The sequence below is a fragment of the Pseudomonas oleovorans subsp. oleovorans genome, assembly GCF_002197815.1.
Classification (GTDB): Bacteria; Pseudomonadota; Gammaproteobacteria; order Pseudomonadales; family Pseudomonadaceae; genus Aquipseudomonas; species Aquipseudomonas oleovorans.
The window spans coordinates 80,523-103,749 of record NZ_NIUB01000009.1; the positions used below are offsets into that span (position 1 = coordinate 80,523).

General features: G+C 60.7%; 22 protein-coding genes and 2 pseudogenes. 5 read left to right on the forward strand and 19 right to left on the reverse strand.

Going from position 1 to position 23,227, the window contains the following annotated elements; all coding sequences use genetic code 11:
• Positions 1 to 4: 4 nt before the first annotated feature.
• On the reverse strand, positions 5 to 2,185 hold the full coding sequence (gene rlmKL, locus PSOLE_RS07395; RefSeq protein WP_074855933.1) for a bifunctional 23S rRNA (guanine(2069)-N(7))-methyltransferase RlmK/23S rRNA (guanine(2445)-N(2))-methyltransferase RlmL: 2,181 nt from the start codon (positions 2,183 to 2,185) through the stop codon (positions 5 to 7).
• Between the two features lie 418 nt (positions 2,186 to 2,603).
• Here rlmKL and rmf point away from each other — a divergent pair, with 418 nt between their 5' ends.
• Positions 2,604 to 2,819, forward strand: a complete 216-nt coding sequence (gene rmf, locus PSOLE_RS07400) for a ribosome modulation factor (RefSeq protein ID WP_003244273.1) — start codon at positions 2,604 to 2,606, stop codon at positions 2,817 to 2,819.
• A 93-nt stretch (positions 2,820 to 2,912) separates the two neighbouring features.
• Here rmf and PSOLE_RS07405 read toward each other — a convergent pair whose 3' ends face one another.
• Positions 2,913 to 3,935 (reverse strand): quinone-dependent dihydroorotate dehydrogenase, encoded by a 1,023-nt coding sequence (locus PSOLE_RS07405; RefSeq protein ID WP_074855931.1) that lies wholly within the window; start codon positions 3,933 to 3,935, stop codon positions 2,913 to 2,915.
• 86 nt (positions 3,936 to 4,021) lie between these two features.
• Positions 4,022 to 4,243, reverse strand: coding sequence for a DUF2835 domain-containing protein (locus PSOLE_RS07410; RefSeq protein ID WP_003462010.1), 222 nt, complete (start codon positions 4,241 to 4,243; stop codon positions 4,022 to 4,024).
• Positions 4,244 to 4,387: 144 nt separating this feature from the next.
• Between PSOLE_RS07410 and PSOLE_RS07415 the strand changes: the two genes are divergently transcribed.
• Positions 4,388 to 5,269, forward strand: a complete 882-nt coding sequence (locus PSOLE_RS07415; RefSeq protein WP_074855930.1) for a DUF6685 family protein — start codon at positions 4,388 to 4,390, stop codon at positions 5,267 to 5,269.
• Between the two features lie 13 nt (positions 5,270 to 5,282).
• Here PSOLE_RS07415 and recX read toward each other — a convergent pair whose 3' ends face one another.
• The 3 genes from recX to PSOLE_RS07430 form a co-directional block, all read right to left on the reverse strand.
• Positions 5,283 to 5,744, reverse strand: coding sequence for a recombination regulator RecX (gene recX / locus PSOLE_RS07420; RefSeq protein ID WP_074855928.1), 462 nt, complete (start codon positions 5,742 to 5,744; stop codon positions 5,283 to 5,285).
• A gap of 11 nt (positions 5,745 to 5,755) precedes the next feature.
• Complete coding sequence (gene recA / locus PSOLE_RS07425; RefSeq protein ID WP_074855925.1) at positions 5,756 to 6,799, reverse strand: recombinase RecA; 1,044 nt, start codon at positions 6,797 to 6,799, stop codon at positions 5,756 to 5,758.
• Between the two features lie 87 nt (positions 6,800 to 6,886).
• Positions 6,887 to 7,387, reverse strand: coding sequence for a CinA family protein (locus tag PSOLE_RS07430; RefSeq protein ID WP_074855923.1), 501 nt, complete (start codon positions 7,385 to 7,387; stop codon positions 6,887 to 6,889).
• Between the two features lie 264 nt (positions 7,388 to 7,651).
• On the opposite strand from PSOLE_RS07430, the gene mutS reads away from it, so the two are divergent.
• From mutS to PSOLE_RS07450, 3 genes and pseudogenes are all read left to right on the forward strand, one after another.
• The gene (gene mutS / locus PSOLE_RS07435; RefSeq protein ID WP_074855921.1) at positions 7,652 to 10,219 is read left to right on the forward strand and encodes a DNA mismatch repair protein MutS; all 2,568 of its coding nucleotides are present in this window, start codon (positions 7,652 to 7,654) and stop codon (positions 10,217 to 10,219) included.
• A 137-nt stretch (positions 10,220 to 10,356) separates the two neighbouring features.
• Positions 10,357 to 10,680, forward strand: coding sequence for a ferredoxin FdxA (gene fdxA, locus PSOLE_RS07440; RefSeq protein WP_003462027.1), 324 nt, complete (start codon positions 10,357 to 10,359; stop codon positions 10,678 to 10,680).
• An 836-nt stretch (positions 10,681 to 11,516) separates the two neighbouring features.
• Positions 11,517 to 11,732, forward strand: a pseudogene (locus tag PSOLE_RS07450) (transposase domain-containing protein); the annotation flags it as partial.
• A 40-nt stretch (positions 11,733 to 11,772) separates the two neighbouring features.
• On the opposite strand, the pseudogene PSOLE_RS07455 reads toward PSOLE_RS07450, so the two are convergent.
• The 13 genes and pseudogenes from PSOLE_RS07455 to PSOLE_RS07515 form a co-directional block, all read right to left on the reverse strand.
• A pseudogene (locus PSOLE_RS07455) lies at positions 11,773 to 11,976 on the reverse strand (IS66 family transposase); the annotation flags it as partial.
• A gap of 19 nt (positions 11,977 to 11,995) precedes the next feature.
• Positions 11,996 to 12,355: an IS66 family insertion sequence element accessory protein TnpB gene (gene tnpB, locus PSOLE_RS07460; RefSeq protein WP_003460146.1), complete on the reverse strand. Its 360-nt coding sequence runs from the start codon at positions 12,353 to 12,355 to the stop codon at positions 11,996 to 11,998.
• 51 nt (positions 12,356 to 12,406) lie between these two features.
• Positions 12,407 to 12,577 (reverse strand): hypothetical protein, encoded by a 171-nt coding sequence (locus PSOLE_RS07465; protein WP_174575448.1) that lies wholly within the window; start codon positions 12,575 to 12,577, stop codon positions 12,407 to 12,409.
• 213 nt (positions 12,578 to 12,790) lie between these two features.
• The gene (gene sthA / locus PSOLE_RS07470) at positions 12,791 to 14,185 is read right to left on the reverse strand and encodes a Si-specific NAD(P)(+) transhydrogenase (protein ID WP_003462032.1); all 1,395 of its coding nucleotides are present in this window, start codon (positions 14,183 to 14,185) and stop codon (positions 12,791 to 12,793) included.
• Between the two features lie 96 nt (positions 14,186 to 14,281).
• Positions 14,282 to 14,512: a (Na+)-NQR maturation NqrM gene (nqrM, locus tag PSOLE_RS07475; protein WP_003462033.1), complete on the reverse strand. Its 231-nt coding sequence runs from the start codon at positions 14,510 to 14,512 to the stop codon at positions 14,282 to 14,284.
• The gene (locus PSOLE_RS07480) at positions 14,509 to 15,534 is read right to left on the reverse strand and encodes an FAD:protein FMN transferase (RefSeq protein ID WP_003462034.1); all 1,026 of its coding nucleotides are present in this window, start codon (positions 15,532 to 15,534) and stop codon (positions 14,509 to 14,511) included. Before PSOLE_RS07480 ends, nqrM begins: the two co-directional genes overlap by 4 nt.
• A gap of 3 nt (positions 15,535 to 15,537) precedes the next feature.
• Positions 15,538 to 16,761, reverse strand: a complete 1,224-nt coding sequence (gene nqrF / locus PSOLE_RS07485; protein WP_074855919.1) for an NADH:ubiquinone reductase (Na(+)-transporting) subunit F — start codon at positions 16,759 to 16,761, stop codon at positions 15,538 to 15,540.
• Positions 16,762 to 16,776: 15 nt separating this feature from the next.
• Positions 16,777 to 17,385 (reverse strand): NADH:ubiquinone reductase (Na(+)-transporting) subunit E, encoded by a 609-nt coding sequence (gene nqrE, locus PSOLE_RS07490; RefSeq protein ID WP_003462036.1) that lies wholly within the window; start codon positions 17,383 to 17,385, stop codon positions 16,777 to 16,779.
• Positions 17,385 to 18,059 (reverse strand): NADH:ubiquinone reductase (Na(+)-transporting) subunit D, encoded by a 675-nt coding sequence (locus tag PSOLE_RS07495; RefSeq protein ID WP_172480667.1) that lies wholly within the window; start codon positions 18,057 to 18,059, stop codon positions 17,385 to 17,387. The genes nqrE and PSOLE_RS07495 overlap by 1 nt, the downstream gene beginning before the upstream one ends.
• Positions 18,056 to 18,844: a Na(+)-translocating NADH-quinone reductase subunit C gene (locus PSOLE_RS07500; RefSeq protein ID WP_003462038.1), complete on the reverse strand. Its 789-nt coding sequence runs from the start codon at positions 18,842 to 18,844 to the stop codon at positions 18,056 to 18,058. The genes PSOLE_RS07495 and PSOLE_RS07500 overlap by 4 nt, the downstream gene beginning before the upstream one ends.
• Complete coding sequence (locus PSOLE_RS07505; protein ID WP_003462039.1) at positions 18,837 to 20,048, reverse strand: NADH:ubiquinone reductase (Na(+)-transporting) subunit B; 1,212 nt, start codon at positions 20,046 to 20,048, stop codon at positions 18,837 to 18,839. The genes PSOLE_RS07500 and PSOLE_RS07505 overlap by 8 nt, the downstream gene beginning before the upstream one ends.
• A gap of 3 nt (positions 20,049 to 20,051) precedes the next feature.
• A complete protein-coding gene (locus PSOLE_RS07510; RefSeq protein ID WP_074855916.1) occupies positions 20,052 to 21,389 on the reverse strand; it encodes a Na(+)-translocating NADH-quinone reductase subunit A in 1,338 nt (445 codons plus the stop codon).
• 304 nt (positions 21,390 to 21,693) lie between these two features.
• Positions 21,694 to 23,160, reverse strand: coding sequence for a glyceraldehyde-3-phosphate dehydrogenase (locus PSOLE_RS07515; protein ID WP_003462043.1), 1,467 nt, complete (start codon positions 23,158 to 23,160; stop codon positions 21,694 to 21,696).
• Between the last annotated feature and the right edge of the window lie 67 nt (positions 23,161 to 23,227).

Genomic DNA, 23,227 nt, shown 5'->3' on the forward strand with positions numbered 1-23,227 from the left:
GCTGTCAGCGTGCAGTGAAACGCCAGGCGCGGTGGATCTTCGGGTTGCGGGCGAAGTCCGGGTCCAGCGTCTGCGCACTGATCTCTTCGACCTGGTAGCGCGCCAGCAGGCTTTCATCCAACTGGAACTTGCGGAAGTTGTTGGAGAAATACAGCACACCGCCACGGGCCAGGCGCGCCATGGCCAGGTCGAGCAACTCGACGTGGTCACGCTGCACATCGAACACGCCTTCCATGCGCTTGGAGTTGGAGAAAGTCGGCGGGTCGATGAAGATCAGCTCGTACTCACCGCGATCCTCTGCCAGCCAGGTCATCACGTCGCCCTGCTCCAGACGGTGCTTGTCGGAAAAACCGTTGAGCGCGAGATTACGCCGCGCCCAGTCCAGGTAAGTTTTCGACAGATCCACGCTGGTGGTGCTGCGCGCACCACCCTTGGCCGCATGCACGGTAGCCGTCGCGGTGTAACAGAACAGGTTGAGGAAGCGCTTGCCAGCGGCCTCGCGCTGCAGACGCAGGCGCAACGGACGGTGATCGAGGAACAGCCCGGTATCCAGATAGTCGGTGAGGTTGACCAGCAGCTTGACCCCGCCTTCATTCACCTCCATGAACTCGCCCTGCGCGGCCTGACGCTGATACTGCTTGGTACCGGTCTGGCGCTCACGGCGCTTGATCACCACGCGACTCTGCGCCACGCCCAGCGCCTGTGGGATTGCGGCCAAGGCATCGAGCAGCCGCGCCTGGGCCTTGTCCGGGTCGACCGAACGTGGCGCGGCATATTCCTGTACGTGCACCCAGTCGCGGTACAGATCGACCGCCACGGCATACTCGGGCATATCGGCATCGTACAGGCGGTAGCATTCGACCCCCTCACGACGCGCCCATTTGCCCAGTTGCTTGAGGTTCTTCTGCAGGCGGTTGGCGAACATCTGCCCGCCTTCGGACAGGCGCGCCTGTTGCGGCGCCTCGTTCGCTGGCTGCTGATCGTCCTCGCGCGCACGCCGTTCGGCGGTGACGAACTGCTCGGTCTGCACCTTGATCAACAGCAGTTTGCAGGGCAGTGCGCCGTTCCAGAACGCGTACTGCTTATGGCTGCGCAGACCCATGCGCTTGCCCAATTCGGGCGCGCCGGTGAATACCGCTGCCTCCCAGCCCAGGCAGGCCTGACGCAGGCGCTCGCCGAGGTTCTGGTAGAGGTACAGCAAGCTGGCTTCGTCGCCCAAGCGTTCGCCGTAGGGCGGATTGCTGATCACCAGACCTTTCTGATTCTGATCCGGGCGCGGCTCGAAACTGCCCAGTTCACCCTGATAGATCTTCACCCAGTCGGACAATCCGGCGCGCTCGACGTTGTTGCGCCCTGGCTGAATCAGACGCGGGTCGGCTTCATAACCACGAATCCACAGCGGTGGTTTGGTCAGGCCGGCCGCAGCGCGTGCTTCAGCCTCGGCATGCAGTTTTTTCCAGATGGCCGGCACATGGCCGAGCCAGTTGGAAAACCCCCAACGCTCACGCCTGAGATTGGGGGCGATATCGGCAGCCATCAACGCTGCCTCTACCAGAAAGGTGCCCACACCACACATCGGGTCGGCCAAGGCGCCACCCTCGGCAGCAATGCGTGGCCAACCGGCACGGATCAACACTGCCGCCGCCAGGTTCTCTTTCAGCGGCGCCGCTCCCTGCTGTAGGCGGTAACCACGCTGGTGCAGGCTGTGGCCGGAGAGGTCCAGGGACAGCACCGCCTCACCGCGATCCAGGCGCAGGTGCACGCGCAAATCAGGATTGAGTTTGTCGATGCTGGGCCGTTCGCCCCCGGCCGTGCGCAGGCGGTCGACGATCGCGTCCTTGACCTTGAGCGCGCCGAAGTGGGTGTTGTCGATGCCCGAACCATTGCCACTGAACTCCACCGCCAGGCTGCCGGACGACTCCAGATGGTCGCGCCAGTCTACTGCCTGCACGCCGTCATAAAGCTCGTCGGCGTTGTTCATGGCAAAGCGCGACAGCACCAGCAGCACGCGGTTGGCCAGGCGCGACCACAGGCACAGGCGATAGGCCACTTCGATCTCGGCATGGCCACGTACTGCAGCAGTCTGCTCGCGCACCTCCTCCAGGCCCAGCGCCTTGGCCTCTTCCAGCAACAGGCCTTCAAGCCCTTTGGGGCAGGTCAGTACGATTTCGTAACGTTCAGACATGGATGTTCCACTGCCTATGGCAATCAGGGAGGTACAGCGATGCACCTCGACTCAAAATAAGTGACAAAAAGTCACAGCGCGACCCTTCGTCGGAATATGTAAGCACTCTCATTTGCAGTATCAAAATGACGGTATCGGCTCGCATAGCCAGATACGACGGCGTCTGGCTGAAAGGTGCTGGACGTATCTCCAGCGCCCTTATGGCCTCACCTGCATTTAGGTTACGCCCTTATGACAAATCGATCATTCACAGGCCTCGGTGCATTCGTTAGAACACTACCTAGAGCTTTCGCTGCAACGGCGAAGGCGCAGAAAGTTCGCCACGCCGGCAGTGGACTTTCGTTGGCAGATAGAACGTCTGCCCGGCCTTGCCACAAGGCCAACGGGACATAACAGTCAACAGTGAGGGCAACACCCTATGAGAAGACTTAAGCGTGATCCGTTAGAAAGAGCTTTTTTGCGCGGTTATCAGTACGGCATCAATGGTAAATCCCGCGAACTCTGCCCCTTTACCCTACCTTCGGTTCGTCAGGCCTGGCTCAATGGCTGGCGTGAGGGCCGTGGTGACAACTGGGATGGGCTGACCGGTACGGCCGGTATTCATCGACTCAACGAACTTCACGCTGTCGGCTGATCAGGATCACACCCGACTTCACCATGCCGACCCCCTCCGGGCGGCGGGCGCAAGCCCAGGGGCTCCTTCGGGAGCCCTATTCATTTAAGCGGCTTATTTGCGCAGCGCGGCAATCGCATCCACTGCCTCGCGAATCAGCGCCGGCCCCTTGTAGATGAATCCCGAATAAATCTGCACCAGGCTCGCCCCGGCCGCGATCTTCTCTGCTGCATGCTTGCCCTCGGTAATACCGCCGACCGCGATGATCGGCAAACGACCTGACAGTTCACCCGCCAGCACCTTGACGATATGCGTACTCTTGTCGCGTACCGGCGCGCCCGACAAGCCGCCGGCCTCATCCCCATGGGCCAGACCTTCGACACCTTCGCGACTGAGCGTGGTATTGGTGGCGATCACCGCATCCATATCTGCGCCCAGCAGCGCTGATGCCACCAGCGCGGTTTCTTCGTCACTCATGTCCGGGGCGATCTTGATCGCCAGCGGTACGCGCTTACCGTGCTCCTGAGCCAGATCCTCCTGACGACGACGCAGCGCCTCGAGCAACTCCTTCAGCGAATCGCCGAACTGCAGACTGCGCAGCCCCGGCGTATTAGGTGAGCTGACGTTGACCGTAACGTAGCTGGCATGGGCATACACCTTGTCCAGGCAGACCAGGTAATCGTCCACCGCCCGCTCGACTGGCGTATCGAAGTTCTTGCCGATATTGATACCCAGCACACCCTTGAACTTAGCTGCCTTGACCCGCTCGAGCAGGCGATCGACACCATGGTTGTTGAAACCCATGCGGTTGATCACCGCCTCGGCCTCCGGCAGACGAAACAGTCGCGGCTTGGGGTTGCCCGGCTGCGGACGCGGGGTAACGGTGCCGATCTCGACGAAACCGAAGCCGAGCTGGGCGAAACCATCGATAGCATCGCCGTTCTTGTCCAGCCCTGCCGCCAGACCGACCGGATTGGCGAACTGCAAACCCATCACGTTTACTGGCAGGCTGGTCGGCGCCTTGGTCAGCAAGCCATTGAGCCCCAGCCGGCCACCTGCACCGATCAGATCGATGGACAGCTCATGAGAGGTTTCCGGGGACAGTTTGAACAGCAGCTCGCGGGCCAGGGAGTACATGATCAGGCTCAGCTCGACAGGTAGAGGGTTGGCAGCCGGCGATTATAGCCGCGCAGGCGTCGTCGGCGCGAGGCAAGCGCGCCAGATCAGTCCAAAGGGCGTAAACTCAGCAGCTCGCCGGAGTTACTGAATTCCAGTACGAAGGAACCAAAGATACCGGCGTGAGTCAGATACGGCCGCAGATGGTGGGCCGGCAAACTGACGCGACGCCCATCCCGGCTTTGCGCCATAATCCGGTTGGCCTGGCCACGATAGATGGCCTGCAATCGTTCGGCCGATAACGCAATATCCAGCACCAAGCTAGGCATGGAGGCACCCTCGCAAATGAATGCGGCTATTTTGCCACAGACCCGCAACGCGACAGGCACTCCCGCCCCGCGCTACGCTATATGGGCAATAGCCATCCGCGTCTGCCACACTGCAGCAGACGCTTCAGGAGCGATCTGCCGGCCATGAGCCTGTCCGAATCCTCAACTCTCAGTAGCCGCCTGGCAGCCCTGGCCCAGCGCATGGGTCTGCTCGGCCGCAACTCACGACAGATATTCGCCAGAGCCAGCGCCCTGCGCCTGCCATTCAAACCGTTGCCTGCAGCGGTCGAAAGTATTGGTTGGCATGACGGCCCGCAATTGCAGCTTCTGCTCAACCTGCCTCGCGGGGCACTCTCCGGCCCGGTACAGGAAGACAAAGCACAGGCACATTCAGCGCTGACTCAAGTAGTGGAAGCGCAAATGCAGCAACTGCAGACTTTCGATCTGCGCCTGATCGACGGCTTCGCCTACCCTTGCCCTGCGCCAGGCTACGTGAGCTTCGAAGACTACGCAGCAAGCGAACACTGCAAGCAGGTGCGCATCATCAGCTACAAGGATTTCGTCAAAACCATCGGCCTGGCGTTGCCGCGTTTTCTCGCTGGCGAACCGATCGAGCTGCGTCAGGCCAACTGGCGCGGCTCACGCACCTTCTGGTCAGGGGATGTGCAAGGCGAAGCCTTCGCTGGAGCAATCGCCTATGCGCGCAGACGCGAACTGGAAGTGCTGCTGCCAGCCAATCTGGTTCGCTATCGTTTGAATGAAGCGGGCCTGGACAACCTGCAAAAGCGCTATCACGTACTGGCCATGCCAGAAGCGGCTTGGAGCGACCCCAGCTTCATGGGACTGCTACTGGACAACGGCATACCCTATGCGCGCCTGTCACTACTGAAGAAAGCCGGCACCCCAGAGTTCCTCCTCCTGCCCAAAGAGCATCAGGAAGCCACTGCGCTTGGCGAGGGACTGCGCCTGGCCGGCGCACAAGACGTGCCGAGCCATCTACGTCAGTTGGCCGTTCAGCCAGCCTGAGCAGACTGACGAGCTATTCGTCGCAACCGCGCAACAGACGCCCAATCATATCCAGCGAATAGCCACGGTAGGCCAGGAACCGGCCTTGTTGAGCACGCTCACGAGCATCACCCGGAAGCCGACCGGCAAACTTGCGCTGCCAGGTTTCACGCAACTGCTCGAACCAGTCGATACCACTTTCATGCAGAGCTTGATCGATATCACCACGCGCGAGCCCACGCTGGCCGAGCTCCTCACGAATACGCAGCGGACCGTAACCAGCACGCGCACGATAAGCGACGAAGCTTTCCAGATAGCGGGCCTCGGATAGCAAGCCCTCCTCTGACAGCTGCTGCAAGGCCGTGTCGATCATGTCCTCGGGGGCGCCACGCTTGCGCAACTTGCGCGTAAGCTCGACACGCCCATGCTCACGTCGCGCCAGCAGATCCATGGCCGCCCGCCTGACGGCGAGCGGGTTATCCAGTACGACGGTCATGCTCTGACGACTTAGAAGTCGACTTCAGCATCAGCCAGATCGGCAGCCGGAGCCTTGGCCGGAGCACTGCTGGCCAGCAACTTCTCGCGAATCAGACCTTCGATCTCGCGCGCCACTTCCTGGTTGTCTTCCAGGTACTTGGCCGCATTGGCCTTGCCTTGACCGATCTTGTTGCCCTTGTAGCTGTACCAGGCACCCGACTTCTCGACCAGACCCTGTTGCACGCCGAGATCGATGATCTCGCCATTACGGTAGATGCCCTTGCCATAGAGAATCTGGAACTCGGCCTGACGAAACGGTGGCGCGACCTTGTTCTTGACGATCTTCACGCGGGTTTCGCTACCCACGACCTCTTCACCTTCCTTAACCGCGCCGGTACGACGGATGTCCAATCGAACCGAGGCATAGAACTTCAACGCGTTACCACCGGTGGTGGTTTCCGGGCTTCCGAACATCACACCGATCTTCATGCGAATCTGGTTGATGAAGATCACCAGGCAGTTGGCGTTCTTGATGTTACCGGTGATCTTACGCAGCGCCTGGCTCATCAGGCGCGCCTGCAGACCGACGTGCATGTCACCCATTTCGCCTTCGATTTCCGCCTTGGGCACCAGAGCCGCCACGGAGTCGACGATGATCACGTCAATGGCATTGGAGCGCACCAGCATGTCGGTGATTTCCAGCGCCTGTTCACCGGTGTCCGGTTGCGATACCAGCAGGTCATCGACGTTGACGCCGAGCTTGCCGGCATAATCCGGATCCAGTGCGTGCTCGGCATCGACGAAGGCACAGGTGGCGCCAAGCTTCTGCGCTTCGGCGATCACCGACAAGGTCAGCGTGGTCTTACCGGAGGATTCTGGGCCGTAGATTTCAACAATACGGCCTTTTGGCAAACCGCCGATGCCCAGCGCGATATCCAGCCCCAGCGAACCGGTGGAGATGGCCGGAATGGCCTGACGCTCATGGTCGCCCATGCGCATGACCGCACCCTTGCCGAACTGCTTCTCGATCTGACCCAGGGCAGCCGCCAACGCGCGCTTCTTGTTCTCGTCCATTACCATCCTCACGTATTAACAAGGGCCTCGAGGGCCGCCGACAACTGTATAAGTAGCCAGTATTATTCCACAGGGCAAGTCGCCCGCCTACCCCACAAGCGGATTTTCCTCCGCCAACAGGCGCAGAAGCCCCGCCAGAGCGGCCTCGACCGTTTGTCGGCGCACCTCATCGCGGTTACCAGCGAACTGCTTGCGCACACTGAAAAGACGCTCGCCATCGCCCCAGGCCAACCAGACGGTACCGACTGGTTTGTCCACGGAACCACCGCCCGGCCCCGCCACCCCGCTGACAGCCACCGCATAGCGCGCCCCGCTATTGGCTTGAGCGCCACGCACCATCGCTTCGACCACTTCGCGGCTGACGGCGCCCACACTGCTGAACAATTCGGCCGGAACTGCCAGTTGCTTGCTCTTCTGTGCATTGGAATAGGTGACATAGCCGGCTTCGAACCAGGCCGAACAGCCGGGGATGCGCGTGATGGCCTCAGCGATACCACCTCCCGTGCACGACTCAGCCGTGGTGACTTGAGCCCCCTGCGTCTTTAGAGCCTCGCCCAGTAGCTCAGCCAACTCGCTGATTCTGTCCATATTCATACCTCCATCGTGAGCTGCAAACCCTACACAGCTTGCACGGTCGATGGAAACCACAGACTCCGCCACCTGCGAATCGTTGCGCAGGAACAAGAAAGACTCAGGCAGGAAGGCGACGCGGGGGTTCCGACCAGAGACGCCATCCCAGGCCGGACATAGATACCCGGCTGAGTCCGAATCAACAACGAATCGCACCCACGCAACGGTCGAAGTGTGGGAAAATTCTCGGCTTCGTCACACCCACCGCACGTAAGGCCCGGCATGACCGATCTCTCCGCCCACACCCCGATGATGCAGCAATACTGGAAGCTGAAGAACCAGCACCCGGATCAGTTGATGTTCTATCGCATGGGCGACTTCTACGAGATTTTCTACGAAGACGCGAAGAAGGCAGCCAAGCTGCTCGACATCACCCTGACCGCACGCGGCCAGTCGGCTGGCCAATCGATTCCCATGTGCGGCATTCCTTTCCATTCGCTCGAAGGCTACCTGGCCAAGCTGGTCAAGCTCGGCGAATCGGTGGTGATCTGCGAACAGATCGGCGACCCGGCTACCAGCAAGGGTCCGGTGGAGCGTCAGGTGGTACGCATCATCACCCCCGGCACCATCAGCGACGAAGCCCTGCTCGATGAGCACCGCGACAACCTGCTGGCTGCTGTCCTCGGTGATGAGCGCCTGTTCGGCCTGGCCGTGCTTGACATCACCAGCGGCCGCTTCAGCGTGCAGGAGATCAAGGGCTGGGAAAACCTGCTGGCCGAACTGGAGCGACTTAGCCCCGCCGAACTGCTGATCCCGGACGACTGGCCGCTGGGCCTGCCCGCCGAGAAGCGCAAAGGTTCGCGCCGCCGCGCCCCCTGGGATTTCGACCGCGACAGCGCCTTCAAGAGCCTGTGCCAGCAATTCAGCACACAGGATCTGAAAGGCTTCGGCTGCGAGAACCTGACCCTGGCCATCGGTGCCGCCGGCTGCCTGCTCAGCTATGCCAAGGAAACCCAGCGTACCGCCCTGCCTCACCTGCGCAGCCTGCGTCACGAGCGCCTGGACGACACGGTGATCCTCGATGGTGCCAGCCGCCGCAACCTGGAGCTGGACATCAACCTCGCCGGCGGCCGCGACAACACCCTGCAATCGGTGATGGATCGCTGCCAGACCGCCATGGCCAGCCGCCTGCTGGGCCGTTGGCTGAACCGTCCCTTGCGTGATCGCGCGGTGCTGGAGGCGCGTCAGGACGCCATCGCCCGCCTGCTCGATGGCTATCGCTTCGAAACGCTGCAGCCGCAGCTCAAGGAAATCGGCGACCTGGAGCGTATTCTCGCCCGTATCGGCCTGCGCAATGCGCGCCCACGCGATCTGGCACGCCTGCGCGACGCCCTGGCCGCGCTGCCCGAGCTGCAGCAGGCGATGACCAACCTGGACACCCCACACCTGCAACAACTGGCTACCACCGTCGCCACCTACCCGGAACTGGCCGACCTGCTGGCCCGCGCCATCATCGACAATCCGCCCGCGGTGATCCGCGACGGTGGCGTGCTGAAGAGCGGCTATGACGCCGAGCTGGACGAACTGCAGGCCATGAGCGAGAACGCCGGACAGTTCCTCATGGATCTGGAAGCGCGGGAGAAGGAGCGCACCGGCCTGGCCAACCTCAAGGTCGGCTACAACCGCGTGCACGGCTACTTCATCGAACTGCCGACCAAGCAGGCCGAGTCGGCGCCGGCTGACTACATCCGCCGACAGACACTCAAAGGTGCCGAGCGCTTCATCACCCCCGAGCTGAAAGAGTTCGAGGACAAGGCGCTGTCGGCCAAGAGCCGCGCCCTGGCCCGCGAAAAGATGCTCTACGACGAGTTGCTCGAGCGCCTGATCGGCCATCTGGCGCCGCTGCAGGACAGTGCCGCAGCCCTCGCCGAACTGGACGTGCTGAGCAATCTTGCAGAGCGCGCGCTGAATCTCGACCTGAACCGCCCGCGTTTCGTCGACGAGCCGTGCATGCGCATCGACCAGGGCCGTCACCCGGTGGTCGAACAGGTGCTGACCACACCCTTCGTGGCCAACGACCTGGATCTCGACGACAACCGCCGCATGCTGATCATTACTGGGCCGAACATGGGTGGTAAATCCACCTACATGCGCCAGACCGCACTGATCGTGCTGCTGGCCCATATCGGCAGCTTCGTGCCGGCGGCGGCCTGCGAACTGTCGCTGGTCGACCGCATCTTCACCCGTATCGGCTCCAGCGATGACCTGGCCGGCGGCCGCTCCACCTTCATGGTAGAGATGAGCGAAACCGCCAACATTCTGCACAACGCCAGCGAGCGCAGCCTGGTACTGATGGACGAGGTCGGACGTGGCACCAGCACTTTCGACGGCCTGTCACTGGCCTGGTCGGCGGCCGAGCATCTGGCGCGCCTGCGCGCCTTCACCCTGTTCGCCACCCACTATTTCGAGCTGACCGTGCTGCCGGAAAGCGAGCCGGTGGTGGCCAACGTGCACCTCTCGGCCACCGAGCACAACGAGCGTATCGTCTTCCTCCACCACGTTCAGCCAGGCCCCGCGAGCCAGAGCTACGGCCTGGCCGTGGCGCAACTGGCTGGCGTGCCGGGCACGGTGATCAGCCGTGCCCGCGAGCATCTGGCGCGCCTGGAAGCCACCAGCCTGCCGCACGACCTGCCACGCCAGGCGCCCGGCCAGCCGCAGGTGCCGATGCAGAGCGACCTGTTCGCCAGCGTGCCACACCCGCTGTTGGAGCAATTGGGTAAGATCAATCCGGATGATCTGACCCCACGCAAGGCCTTGGAACTGTTATATACATGGAAGACGCAGATCTAACGCTCGATAGAACAAACTGTTAGAATCGCGCGCAATTTTACGACTGCCCGGCTTACAGCCTGAGCCGCGGCCACAGACAGAGCGCCTGCAGCCCTTCGCAGAAAAGGCGCAGGCCGCCCCCGAGGAGAGAATCAGACATGACCTTCGTCGTCACCGACAACTGCATCAAGTGCAAATACACCGACTGTGTGGAAGTCTGCCCGGTGGATTGCTTCTACGAAGGCCCGAACTTTCTGGTCATCCATCCGGACGAGTGCATCGACTGCGCCCTGTGCGAGCCAGAATGCCCGGCCCAGGCAATCTTCTCCGAAGACGAAGTGCCCGACGGCATGCAGGAGTTCATCGAGCTGAACGCCGAACTGGCAGAAGTCTGGCCAAACATCACCGAAAGAAAAGATGCCCTGCCGGACGCCGAAGAGTGGGATGGTGTAAAGGACAAGCTGCAATACCTGGAGCGCTGAGTTCGCCCTGAAACACAAAGACCCGCCAAGTGCGTAATGCTGTTCACTTAAGGTTGCACGCGTTTGACTCCCCTCTCCCATTTATTGGGGGCACGCCTAGGGTCTGGGGGAGAGGGCAGAAAACACCGCAAAACTGCCAGTTTCCCCCTCTCCGAACGCGGCCGCCCTAACCCTCTCCCCGAAGGGGCGAGGGGACTGATCGAGCTCGACCGTTTCTTAAGTGAACAGCATTACGCCAAGTGCGGGTCTTTTACTTTCAGGCTCCGGGCCAACTGCCCGCCAGGCTGGTGTCACAAACAGCACGCGCAAAAAAAGGGCGGCTTGCGCCGCCCACTTTAATTCCCTAATCCCTTAATTTCCCAACCCATCATCCTGATGAATCGCTTCTTGCGATGTTCCTGATCATCATCCTGATGACCTGTGCTTGTCCCTAAACACGGGTGTGATATTAGCTGTTACGGGCAGCGGCACAACCCGGCCAAAATTTATCTCGAATGTTCATTGCCCCTATAAAAACCCTATAAAACATTAACTTAAAAACAAATTCAGCAAAAAGAGCAGTGTTTTCAACACAAACACTGACAACACCTGTAAGCGATGACTTACATTGGGTCGATCGGGTATCCGACTTCTCGGCGGCGTAGACAGCAGGGTTACAGCTTTTGGCCTTTCCTGCTCCGCCCGGTGGTTGCGCACCGGGCGCCGCTGAGATCTCCCAGTTTCTGTGCGAAGGACTTCCCGACGTGCACAGGGTCTCCGACCGCGCGGGATCAGTGCATGACTGGCGTAAAACGCCATGCTCCGTGTTGCCTTCTGCTTCGCTTAACAGCATCGGCATCGGCCGCAAGAACTGGCTGTTCAGCGACACGCCCAAGGGTGGCACGGCCAGCGCGCAGATCTACAGCCTGATCGAAACTGCCAAAGCCAACGGGCAAGAGCCTTACGCCTGGTTGCGCCACATCCTTGAACGCCTGCCAGCGGCGAGCCGCGTCGAGGATTACGAAGCGCTGCTGCCGTGGAACTGCTCGCCAGCTTCTGCCTCTGCTTCCTGAAAAAAAACGTCCTCCGGGACGGGGTTTATGGAGCGTTTACGTTGAACATGGCCAACTGCGGCGAGTCGGCATCTTCAGGGCTGCGCTCGGACTTGGGCGAGAACAGCTTGTGGCGCAGCAAGGCGACCTGTTCTTGAAGTTGTTCTATGCGAGCATCTTTCGCCGCCGCCTGTTCACTGGCCAGCAGCAGTAAATGCTTCAGCAGGATTGGGTCGTCAGGAAGAGATTCGGGCACGGCGATCATGGCCGTGGATTATACCGGCTCAGGTTACGAAGCGCGGCGTCAGTATCTGATGCGGACGGTTACGCCACAGGTCGATACCGTCGAGCAGCCAGTTCAGCTCGTCGACCGTCAGCTCAATGGCCTCGTCACCGGCATCGGGTTTGGTCTTGAAACGCTCGGCTTCCAGTCGCTTGAGCCACAGGCAGAAGCCATTGCGCTCCCAGTAGAGAATCTTGACCTGGCTGCGGGTGCGATTGAGGAACACGAACAGCACCGGGTTGAATACCTCCACCTTGATGTCCAGCTCGACCAGCGCGGCCAGTCCATTGATGGATTTGCGGAAGTCGACGGGCTTTGGGTAGAGATAGACCTTCTGCACTTTGGCGTCGGGACGCATCATGACGGAACTCCACGGGAAAATAGGGAGCCCAGCATCCGGGATACGGAGAGGTCAGTTGAAGATGGGGTCTATGGAGCGCATACGCTTACGCAGGGTCGCCACTCCCGCCGTTTCCAGTGCGGTGCTAACTAGGTCTGGATCAAGCAGCGCCCCCAGCTCGTCAAGGGAGTGGGTGGCAGAAGCCGCTTCGTGAGTCAGTGCCAAGGCGCGGGAAAGTCGCATAAAAAATCCGATGCTCAAAACAAGCATCGGATTTTCGTTTCAGCACGCAGAAGGTCAAGCTGTAGCGCTTAACTGACTGGCATTAGCCCAAGCGCCGGTTTTTTCGTTGCTGCCGCCTGAGACGCTAGAAGCTCTCCCGATTCGGCCAGCGCCACTCGGAAACCACTATCCAGCCTGTCTCCCCGACCGGCTCAGGCCGCCGGCCGGAGCCGCTCAAAAAAGCCGGTTGAGGCCGTCGAACGCGGCAACCCGATAGGCCTCGGCCATGGTCGGGTAGTTGAAGGTGGTGTTGATGAAGTACTTGATGCTGTTGGCTTCACCCTTCTGGTTCATGATCGCCTGGCCAATGTGGACGATCTCCGAGGCCTGATAGCCGAAGCAATGCACACCCAGCACTTCCAGGGTTTCACGATGGAAGAGAATCTTCAGCATACCCACCGGTTCCACCGAGATCTGCGCACGGGCCATACCCTTGAAGAAGGCCTTGCCGACCTCGTAAGGCACCTTGGCCTGAGTCAGCTCACGCTCGGTCTTGCCGATCGAGCTGATCTCCGGAATGGTGTAAATACCGGTCGGCACGTCATCGACGAAGCGCCAGCTGCCGTTGTCGACGATGCTGCCGGCAGCCGAACGCCCCTGGTCGGCAGCGGCGCTGGCCAGACTCGGCCAGCCGATCACGTCACCGGCGGCGTAGATGTTGCTGACCTCGGTGCGGTAATGCTCGTCGACCTGGATCTGACCACGGCTGTTGACCGCGATGCCGATGTTTTCCAGGCCCAGCTGATCGGTATTGCCGGTCCGGCCGTTACACCACAGCAGGGCGTCGGCCTTGATCTTCTTGCCCGACTTCAGATGCAGAACCACGCCGTTTTCCACGCCCTCGATGCGCTCGTACTCTTCGTTGTGACGAATCAGCACGTTGTTGTTGCGCAGGTGGTAGGAAAGCGCGTCGGAGATTTCCGAGTCGAGGAAGCTGAGCAGTTGATCGCGGTTGTCGATCAGGTCGACCAGCACACCCAGGCCACTGAAGATCGAGGCGTACTCGCAACCGATCACTCCCGCTCCGTAGATGATCAGACGACGCGGTGTGTGACCCAGGCTGAGAATGGTGTCGCTATCGTAGATACGCGGGTGACGAAAATCGACATCGGCCGGGCGATAGGGACGCGAGCCGGTGGCGATGACGATCTGCTTGGCCACCAGCTTTTCCACTACGCCATTGAGGCAGACCACTTCGATCGTCTGCTCGTCGGCGAAGCTGGCGGTACCGAAATAGGTGTCGATGCGGTTGCGCGCGTAGTAGCCGGTGCGCGAAGTGACTTGCTTGGCGATCACCTTCTCGGCGCTTTTCAGCACGTCGGGGAACGAGAACCAGCGTGGCTCGCCGATCTGGCGGAACATCGGGTTGGTGTTGAACTGCATGATCTGCCGCACCGAATGGCGCAGCGCCTTAGACGGGATGGTGCCCAGGTGGGTGCAGTTGCCGCCGACCAGCGGACGGTTGTCCACCACGGCTACCTTGCGCCCGGCCTTGGCCGCGTTCATCGCCGCGCCCTCGCCCGCCGGGCCGGAGCCCAGCACCACGACATCGTAGTTGTAGACCGCCATGTTTACTCCTTCAGATCAGGCCGGAGCGCTTGTGGCGCACCCTCGGCGGGGCCGGCAGCGGATAATAGCCACCGGCTATCAAAGCTACCACCCGGCTTAACGCTTGCTCGCGTCGTAAGCCAGGTCGGTGTTCGGCGCTTCGCTCTGGTCGCGATTGACCTCCTCGCATTTTTCACGGCTACCGCCGCAAATCGAGCATTCCTTCTCGATACCGAGATTGGCGATACCGCCACAGGAACCGGCGATGGGTTTGCGCCCCATGATCACACCGATAGCCATCATGCCGACGACCAGAACCATAACCAGAAATACAACCAGAAACGTCATTGCTCATCTCCTGCAGCGAATAGCTGCTCGAATGCGGTCGTGCCCTGTGTGACGAAACCCTCGCCCACACGCGTCACGAAAAACGCCGCGATAGCGTTGCGCTCGGCGAAGGCCATACCGGCATCCGGACCAAGCACCATCAATAGGGTAGACAAGCCATCGGCGCGCAAGGTCGATGGATCCGCCACTGTCACGGCTGCCAACTTGTGGTTGACCGGCTTACCCGTCAGCGGATCGAGCGTGTGCGAGTAGCGTTGGCCGTTCTCTTCGAAGTAGTTGCGATAGTCACCCGAGGTGGAAATACCGTAACCATCGAGCTGCAGGATGCGCTGAGCCATACGCTGATCATCACGCGGCGCTTCCAGGCCGATACGCCAGTGGCTGCCGTCAGGCTTGAAGCCAGCCGCCTTGAGCTCACCGGTGGCCTCGACCAGATAACTGGTGACCCCCAACTCGCCCAGGCGCGCCACGATCAGATCGACGGCATAACCGGCCGCGATGCTGTTGAAGTCGACCTGAACATCGGCATCCTTGCACAACTGCTCGCCTTCGATCCTCAGGTGCTGCTGACCGACCCGCTGGCGCGCCTCGGCCAGGCGCTCGGCATCCGGCACCGCCTCGCCCTGCCCTTTGGGGCCGAAGCCCCAGAGGTCGAGCAAGGGCTTCAGCGTCAGGTCGAAGTAGCCCTGGCTCTCCTGGTGCAGGCGATCGCCGGCACGCACCAGCTCCAGCACGCCCCTGGGCATGGCCTGGCAGGTACCGGCTGGCGCACGGTTGAACTGCTCGATCAGCGAATCATCGCGATAGGTGGACATCTGCAGATCGATTTCGGCGAGGATCGCCTCAGTCGCGGCCTTGAGTTCGGCTTGCGGCGCGACGCCTTCGCTGCGGACGTATTTGATCGAATAGGTGCTGCCCATGGTCGGGCCACCGAACTCTTCGATCCGTTCAGAATGCAAGCAGCCCGTTAGGGCTGCCGCCAGGGCGACAGCGATAACGGGCTGGAGTACAGCAGACCTCATGCGTCAGCCTCCGAAGTCGTCGAGGAGGATGTTCTCCGGCTCGACCCCCAGGTCGGTCAGCATCTTGATCACTGCGGCGTTCATCATGGGTGGGCCGCACATGTAGAACTCGCAGTCTTCCGGAGCCGGGTGGTCCTTCAGATAGTTCTCGTACAGCACGTTGTGGATGAAGCCGGTGAGGCCGGTCCAGTTGTCTTCCGGCTGCGGATCGGACAGCGCCAGGTGCCATTCGAAGTTCGGGTTTTCCGCGGCCAGCTTATCGAACTCTTCGTTGTAGAACGACTCGCGCAAGGAACGCGCGCCGTACCAGAAGCTGATCTTGCGCTTGGACTTCAGGCGCTTGAGCTGGTCGAAGATGTGCGAACGCATCGGCGCCATGCCGGCACCACCACCGATGAAGACCATCTCGGCGTCGGTGTCCTTGGCGAAGAACTCACCGAAGGGCCCGTACACGGTGATCTTGTCGCCCGGCTTGAGGCTGAACACGTAGGACGACATCTTGCCCGGCGGCACATCGTCCTTGCCGGGGGGCGGCGAGGCGATACGGATGTTGAACTTCACCAGACCGCGCTCTTCCGGATAGTTGGCCATGGAATAGGCACGGATCACGGTCTCGTCGACCTTGGACACGTACTTCCACAGATTGAACTTGTCCCAGTCGCCGCGATACTCCTCCTGGATGTCGAAGTCCTTGTAGTACACGGTGTGCGGCGGGCATTCCAGCTGCACGTAACCACCGGCGCGGAAGTCGACGTTCTCGCCTTCCGGCAGCTTCAGCGTCAGCTCCTTGATGAAGGTAGCGACGTTGGGGTTGGACTCCACCGTGCACTCCCACTTCTTGACGCCAAACACTTCTTCCGGGACTTTGATCTTCATGTCCTGCTTGACTGGCGTCTGACAGGACAGGCGCCAACCCTCGCGAGCCTCGCGCTTGGTGAAGTGCGACTCCTCGGTGGAGAGCATCTCGCCGCCACCGCTCTCGACGATGCACTTGCACTGCGCGCAGGTACCGCCGCCGCCGCACGCGGAGGACAGGAAGATGCCATTGTCGGCCAGGGTTTGCAGCAGCTTGCCGCCGGCCGGCACCACGATGGTTTTTTCGCCGTTGATTTCGATGCTCACGTCACCACTGGAGACCAGCTTGGCGCGTGCCGCGAGGATGACCAGCACCAGCGCAAGCACGATGGCGGTGAACATGCCGATGGCGAGGAAGATTTCGTAATTCATCTGTTCATCCTTTCCTTACAGCTGCACGCCGGAGAAGGACATGAAGCCCAGCGACATCAGACCGATGGTGATGAAGGTGATGCCCAGACCCTGCAGGCCAGCCGGTACATCGCTGTACTTGAGCTTCTCGCGAATACCCGCCAGCGCGGCAATCGCCAACGCCCAGGACACGCCTGCGCCGACGCCGTAGACGGTGCTTTCGGCCAGGTTGTAGTCGCGCTCGACCATGAACAGCGAGCCACCCATGATGGCGCAGTTCACGGTGATCAGCGGCAGGAACACACCGAGGGCGTTGTACAGCGACGGCACGTACTTATCGAGGGTCATCTCGAGTATCTGTACCAGCGCTGCGATCACCCCGATGAAGGTCAGCAGGCCGAGGAACGACAGGTCCACTTCAGGCAAGCCGGCCCAGGCCAGCGCGCCATCCTTGAGGATGTTGGTGTAGATCAGGTTGTTCACCGGCATGGTGATACCCAGCACCACGACCACGGCGATACCGAGACCGATGGCGGTTTCCACCTTCTTGGAGATGGCGATGAAGGTACACATGCCGAGGAAGAACGCCAGCGCCATGTTCTCGACGAACACCGCACGGACGAACAGGCTGATGTAATGTTCCATTAATAGGCCTCCTTGCTGGATACCTGAGGCGCCATCTTGTAGGCATTGGCCTCGATCTGATCCTTCTTCCAGCTACGGATGCCCCAGATGAACAGACCGATCAGGAAGAATGCCGATGGCGGCAGCAGCAGCATGCCGTTGGGCTGGTACCAGCCACCGTCGTTGACCACCGAGAAAATCTCGTAACCCATCAGCTTGCCCGCGCCAAACAGTTCGCGGATCACGCCCAGGGCGATCAGCATGGCGCTGTAACCCAGACCGTTACCGATACCGTCGAAGAACGACAACACCGGCGGGTTCTGCATGGCGAACGCTTCGGCACGGCCCATCACGATACAGTTGGTGATGATCAGACCGACGAACACCGACAGCTGCTTGGACAGACTGAAGGCATAGGCCTTGAGCACCTGATCGACCACGATTACCAGCGAGGCGATGATCACCATCTGCACGATCATGCGGATCGAGCTGGGGATCTGGCTGCGGATCAGCGAGATGAACAGGTTGGAGAACCCAGTCACCAGTGTCAGCGCGGCGGACATTACCAGCGCAGTCTGCAAGTTCGAGGTGACCGCCAGCGCCGAGCAGATGCCAAGGATCTGCAGGCCGATGGGGTTGTTGTTGAAGATCGGGTTGAGCAGGACTTCTTTAATGGTTGGCTGCGACATGATCAGGCCTCCCCTGCACGCAGGTTAGCGATAAACGGACCGAAGCCGTTCTGGCCCAGCCAGAACTTCAGCAGGTTATCCACGCCGTTGCCAGTCAAGGTAGCGCCGGCAAGACCGTCGACCTGATGCACGGCTTTCGGGCTCTGGGGGTCGACACTACCCTTGACGACTTGTACAGCCAACTCGCCGTTTTCGTCGAACAGGGTCTTGCCTGGCCACTGGCCGGTCCACTTCGGATTATCTACCTCGCCCCCCAGGCCCGGCGTTTCGCCATGCTGGTAGAAGCCCATACCGACAACGGTATTGAGATCACCCTTGACCGCGATAAATCCATGCAGGGTCGACCACAGGCCGTAGCCGCGAACCGGCAGGATCAGGGTTTCGATTTCACCGTCCTTTTCCACCATATAAACAGTGGTGTAACGTTCCTGGCGCTTGATACCGGCGATATCCTCACTGCCCTTGAGCGCGCGGGAGGTCTTCGGATCCTTGGCTGCCTTGAGTGGGTCGAAGGTCATGGGGTCGAAGGCATCGGAGAACTTGCCACTCTCCAGATCCACCAGCTTGGCGGTGATGGTGCTGTCGAACAGCTCCTTGACCTTGGCACCGGACATGCCCGCCTCACCCAGGCCGGCAATGGCCAGGATGCTGCGCTGCTTGTCCAGCAGGCGGTTTTCCACCTGGGTTGGCTTCAGTGCGATGGCGGCACCGGCGACGAACACCGAGCACACCAGACACACCAGCAGGGCCACCGTCAGCGTACGAACGGTGGATTCTTTTTGACTAGACATTACGTGCCAGCCTCCGCTTGATATTGGCCTGAACGACGAAGTGGTCGATCAGCGGTGCAAACAGGTTGGCGAACAGAATCGCCAGCATCATGCCCTCGGGGAAGGCCGGGTTGATCACACGGATCAACACCACCATCACACCGATCAGGGCACCGAAGATCCACTTGCCGGTGTTGGTCATGGAGGCCGACACCGGGTCGGTGGCCATGAAGAACATGCCGAAGGCGAAACCACCGACGACCAGATGCCAGTACCAGGGCATGGCGAACATGGGGTTGGTAGTGGAGCCGATCAGGTTGAACAGCAGGCTCAAGCCGATCATACCCAGCATCACACCGGCGACGATGCGCCACGAGGCGATCTTGGTGATCAGCAGTACCAGGCCGCCGATGGCGATAGCCAGAGTACTGGTCTCACCCATCGAGCCATGAATGGTGCCGAAGAAAGCGTCCATCCAGGTGATGCCGTTGTTGATCACGTTCTCGATGCCGCCGGAAGCCGCCAGGCTCAGCGAAGTGGCGCCAGCGAAGCCGTCGACCGCGGTCCAGACCGCGTCACCCGACATCTGCGCCGGATAGGCGAAGAACAGGAATGCGCGGCCGGTCAGCGCCGGGTTGAGGAAGTTCTTGCCGGTACCGCCGAACACTTCCTTGCCGATCACCACACCGAAGCTGATACCCAGCGCGACCTGCCACAGCGGAATGCTCGGCGGCAGGATCAGGGCGAACAGCACGGAGGTGACGAAGAAGCCTTCGTTGACTTCATGCTTGCGGATCGAAGCGAACAGCACTTCCCAGAAGCCGCCGACGATGAAGGTCACCGCGTAGACCGGCAGGAAGTAGGCCGCGCCCTGGATGAAGTTATCCCACAGGCTGTTCGGATCGAAACCGGCCAGCGAGCCGATCAGGGCGAAGCGCCAGCCTTCCTGACTCGCCAGCAACTCGGGGCTCTGAGCGAAGATCAGGTTGGCCTGGTAGCCGGTGTTCCACATGCCGAAGAACATCGCCGGGAAGGTGCACAGCCACACGGTGATCATCATGCGCTTGAGGTCGATGCCGTCGCGCACGTGAGCGGTGGTCTTGGTCACGCTGCCAGGACGATAGAAGAAGGTGTCGATGGCCTCATAGAGGGCATACCACTTCTCGTACTTGCCGCCCTTTTCGAAGTTGTGCTCGATCTTGTCGAGGAATGCACGAATGCCCACGGATTAACCCTCCTTCTCGATGCGGGTGAGGTTGTCCCGCAGGATCGGGCCATATTCATACTTGCCGGCGCACACATAGGTGCACAGCGCCAGATCTTCTTCGTCGAGTTCCAGGCAACCCAGTTTCTGAGCCATCTCGGTGTCGCCAACGATCAGATAGCGCAGCAGTTGAGTCGGCAGGATATCCAGCGGCATCACGGCTTCGTAGTTGCCCACCGGCACCATGGCACGCGGGCTGCCGTTGGTGGTGGTGGTGAAGTTGAACAGCTTGGAGCCGGCCAGTTTGGAAACGAAGATGTTCAGTACCGAGTGCTTGTTAACCCCGGCACGCAGGTAATGCATCATCTCACGGTCATTGCCTTCCAGCAGGCAAGACACCTGGTTATGGTAACGGCCGAGGAAGGCGAAGGCACCCTGAGCGGTACGACCGCCGAACACCGAGCCGGAAATCACCCGATTGAAGCCGGGCTTGAGCTCACCTGCGGTGAGCTCCTCGAGGTTGGCGCCCAGACGCGTGCGTAGCAGACGCGGCTGTTCGGCAACCGGGCCACCGAGAGCGACCACGCGCTCGACGAACAGCTGGCCGGTGGTGAACAGTTTGCCCACCGCGATCACGTCCTGATAACCGATTTGCCAGACACTCTTGCTGGTGCTGACCGGATCGAGGAAGTGGATGTGCGTGCCCGGCAGGCCTGCCGGGTGCGGGCCGGCGAAGGCTTCGCTCTGTACCTTGGCCAGTTTCTCGCCTGGCAGGCTGACGCCATCGGCCTTGCACAGGAACACCTTGGCCAGGTTGCCGAGCACCTTCAGACCATTTTCGAAATCAGTGGCATGTTCGCCGATGATCACCGCAGGATCGGCGGCAAGCGGATGCGTGTCGATGGCGGTGACGAAGATCGACCGGGGTACGGCATCGAGCGCCGGTACTTTGCTGAACGGACGCGTACGCAGGGCAGTCCACAGACCGGACTGCTGCAGGTTCTCGCGAACCTGCTCGCTGCTCAGCGCTTCGAGCTGATCGACAGCGTACTGGGCAAAGGTCTCCTGCTCGTCGCCATCGATATCGATGACCACGGATTGCAGAACACGCTTCTCGCCGCGGTGAATGGCGCTGATCACACCAGCAGCGGGGGCGGTGTAGCGCACGCCGGGTGTCTTCTTGTCGGTAAACAGCAATTGACCGAGTTTGACCCGGTCACCGACCTGCACTTCCATCGTCGGCTTCATCCCGTGATAGTCGAAGCCGATGACGGCAACACTGCGCACGGGCCTGGCAGCCTCGATACGCTGTGCCGGCGCACCCGTTATGGGCAAATCGAGCCCATGCTTTAGTTTGATCATAGGTTTGCCTAACCACTGATTTAGAAAGCTTTTTATAGGACAGACGGCGCTACCGAAGGTCTAATAGACCCAACCACGCCGATACGATATGGGCGTGGAGGAATGCGCCAAACCTGAGTAAAAATCCGCTTGATTATAGAGACGCCCCCCGGCACTGACCACCCAAGCGCTTGCTTTTTTTGGCCTTTCGGTAACAGAGCGCAACACTCTCGATGCTGCCCGAGATCAACTCGACAACCTCGCCAGGCCAGATTCCGGGCATAAAAAACGGGAGACGAAGCTCCCGTTTTTGCGACCTTGACGCTTAGCGCGGGAAGGCCGGCGGGTTGACCCCGGCCATGTCCTCCATCACGCGCACCACCTGGCAGCTGTAACCGAACTCGTTGTCGTACCAGACGTACAGCACAACGCGGTTATCGTTGGCGATGGTGGCTTCGGCATCGACCACGCCGGCATGGCGCGAACCGACGAAGTCGGTCGATACCACTTCCTGAGAGCTGACGAAGTCGATCTGCTTCTGCAGATCCGAGTGCATGGCCATCTGGCGCAGGTACTCGTTGATCTCTTCGCGGGTGGTGGCCTTCTCCAGGTTCAGATTGAGGATGGCCATGGACACGTTCGGCGTCGGCACACGAATGGCGTTGCCGGTCAGCTTACCCTTCAGAACCGGCAGTGCCTTGGCCGCAGCGGTAGCCGCGCCGGTTTCGGTGATGACCATGTTCAACGCAGCGCTACGACCACGACGACTGCCTTTGTGGAAGTTGTCGATCAGGTTCTGGTCGTTGGTGTAGGAGTGAACGGTCTCGACGTGACCGTTGACGATGCCGTACTGATCATTGACCGCCTTGAGCACCGGCACGATGGCGTTGGTGGTGCAGGAAGCCGCGGAGATGATCTTGTCCTCAGCGGTGATTTCGCTGTGGTTGATGCCGTGCACGATGTTCTTCAGCGCGCCCTTGCCAGGTGCGGTGAGAACAACGCGATCAACGCCCGGGCAGGCCAGGTGCTGACCCAAGCCCTCGGCGTCACGCCACACACCGGTGTTGTCCACCAGTAGTGCGTTCTTGATGCCGTACTGGGTGTAGTCGACTTCCTTCGGATCCTTGGCATAGATCACCTGGATCAGGTTGCCATTGGCCGTCAGGGTGTTGTTCTCTTCATCGATGGTGATGGTGCCGTTGAACTTGCCATGCACCGAGTCACGGCGCAGCAGGCTGGCACGCTTGACCAGATCGTTGCTCGCGCCCTTGCGCACGACGATGGCACGCAGACGCAGGCCGTCACCGCCACCGGTCTTCTCGATCAGGATGCGCGCCAGCAGGCGGCCGATACGACCGAAACCGTACAGCACCACATCGGTGCCTTCACGGGCCGAACCATTCTGCTTGCCAACCACATCGGCCAGTTCGTCCTTGACGAACTGCTCGACGCCGCGACCTGCGCCTTCAGCCTTGAACTTGGCAACCAGCTTGCCCAGATCCACGGAGGCAGCGCCCAGCTTGAGCTCGCTCATGGCCTTGAGCATGGGGAAGGTGTCGTGCACCGACAGCTCGGCTTCGTCAGCCAGGCGGTGACGGGCAAAACGGTGCGCCTTGAGGATGTCGATGACCGAACGGTTGATCAGGCCACGGCCGTAGATCGAGGTCACCACATTGTTGTTGCGATAGAGCTGACCAATCAGCGGAATCATTGCTTCCGCAAGGGCTTCACGATCGATCCATTCACCGAGACACTGGTCGGGCTTCTGAGTCACGGGCAGTACCTTCCACATGTAGGGGCTGAAAAAAGGGGCTACATTATGACGGTGCGCGCGAGCATGAGCAATGCGCGCCTGTCGC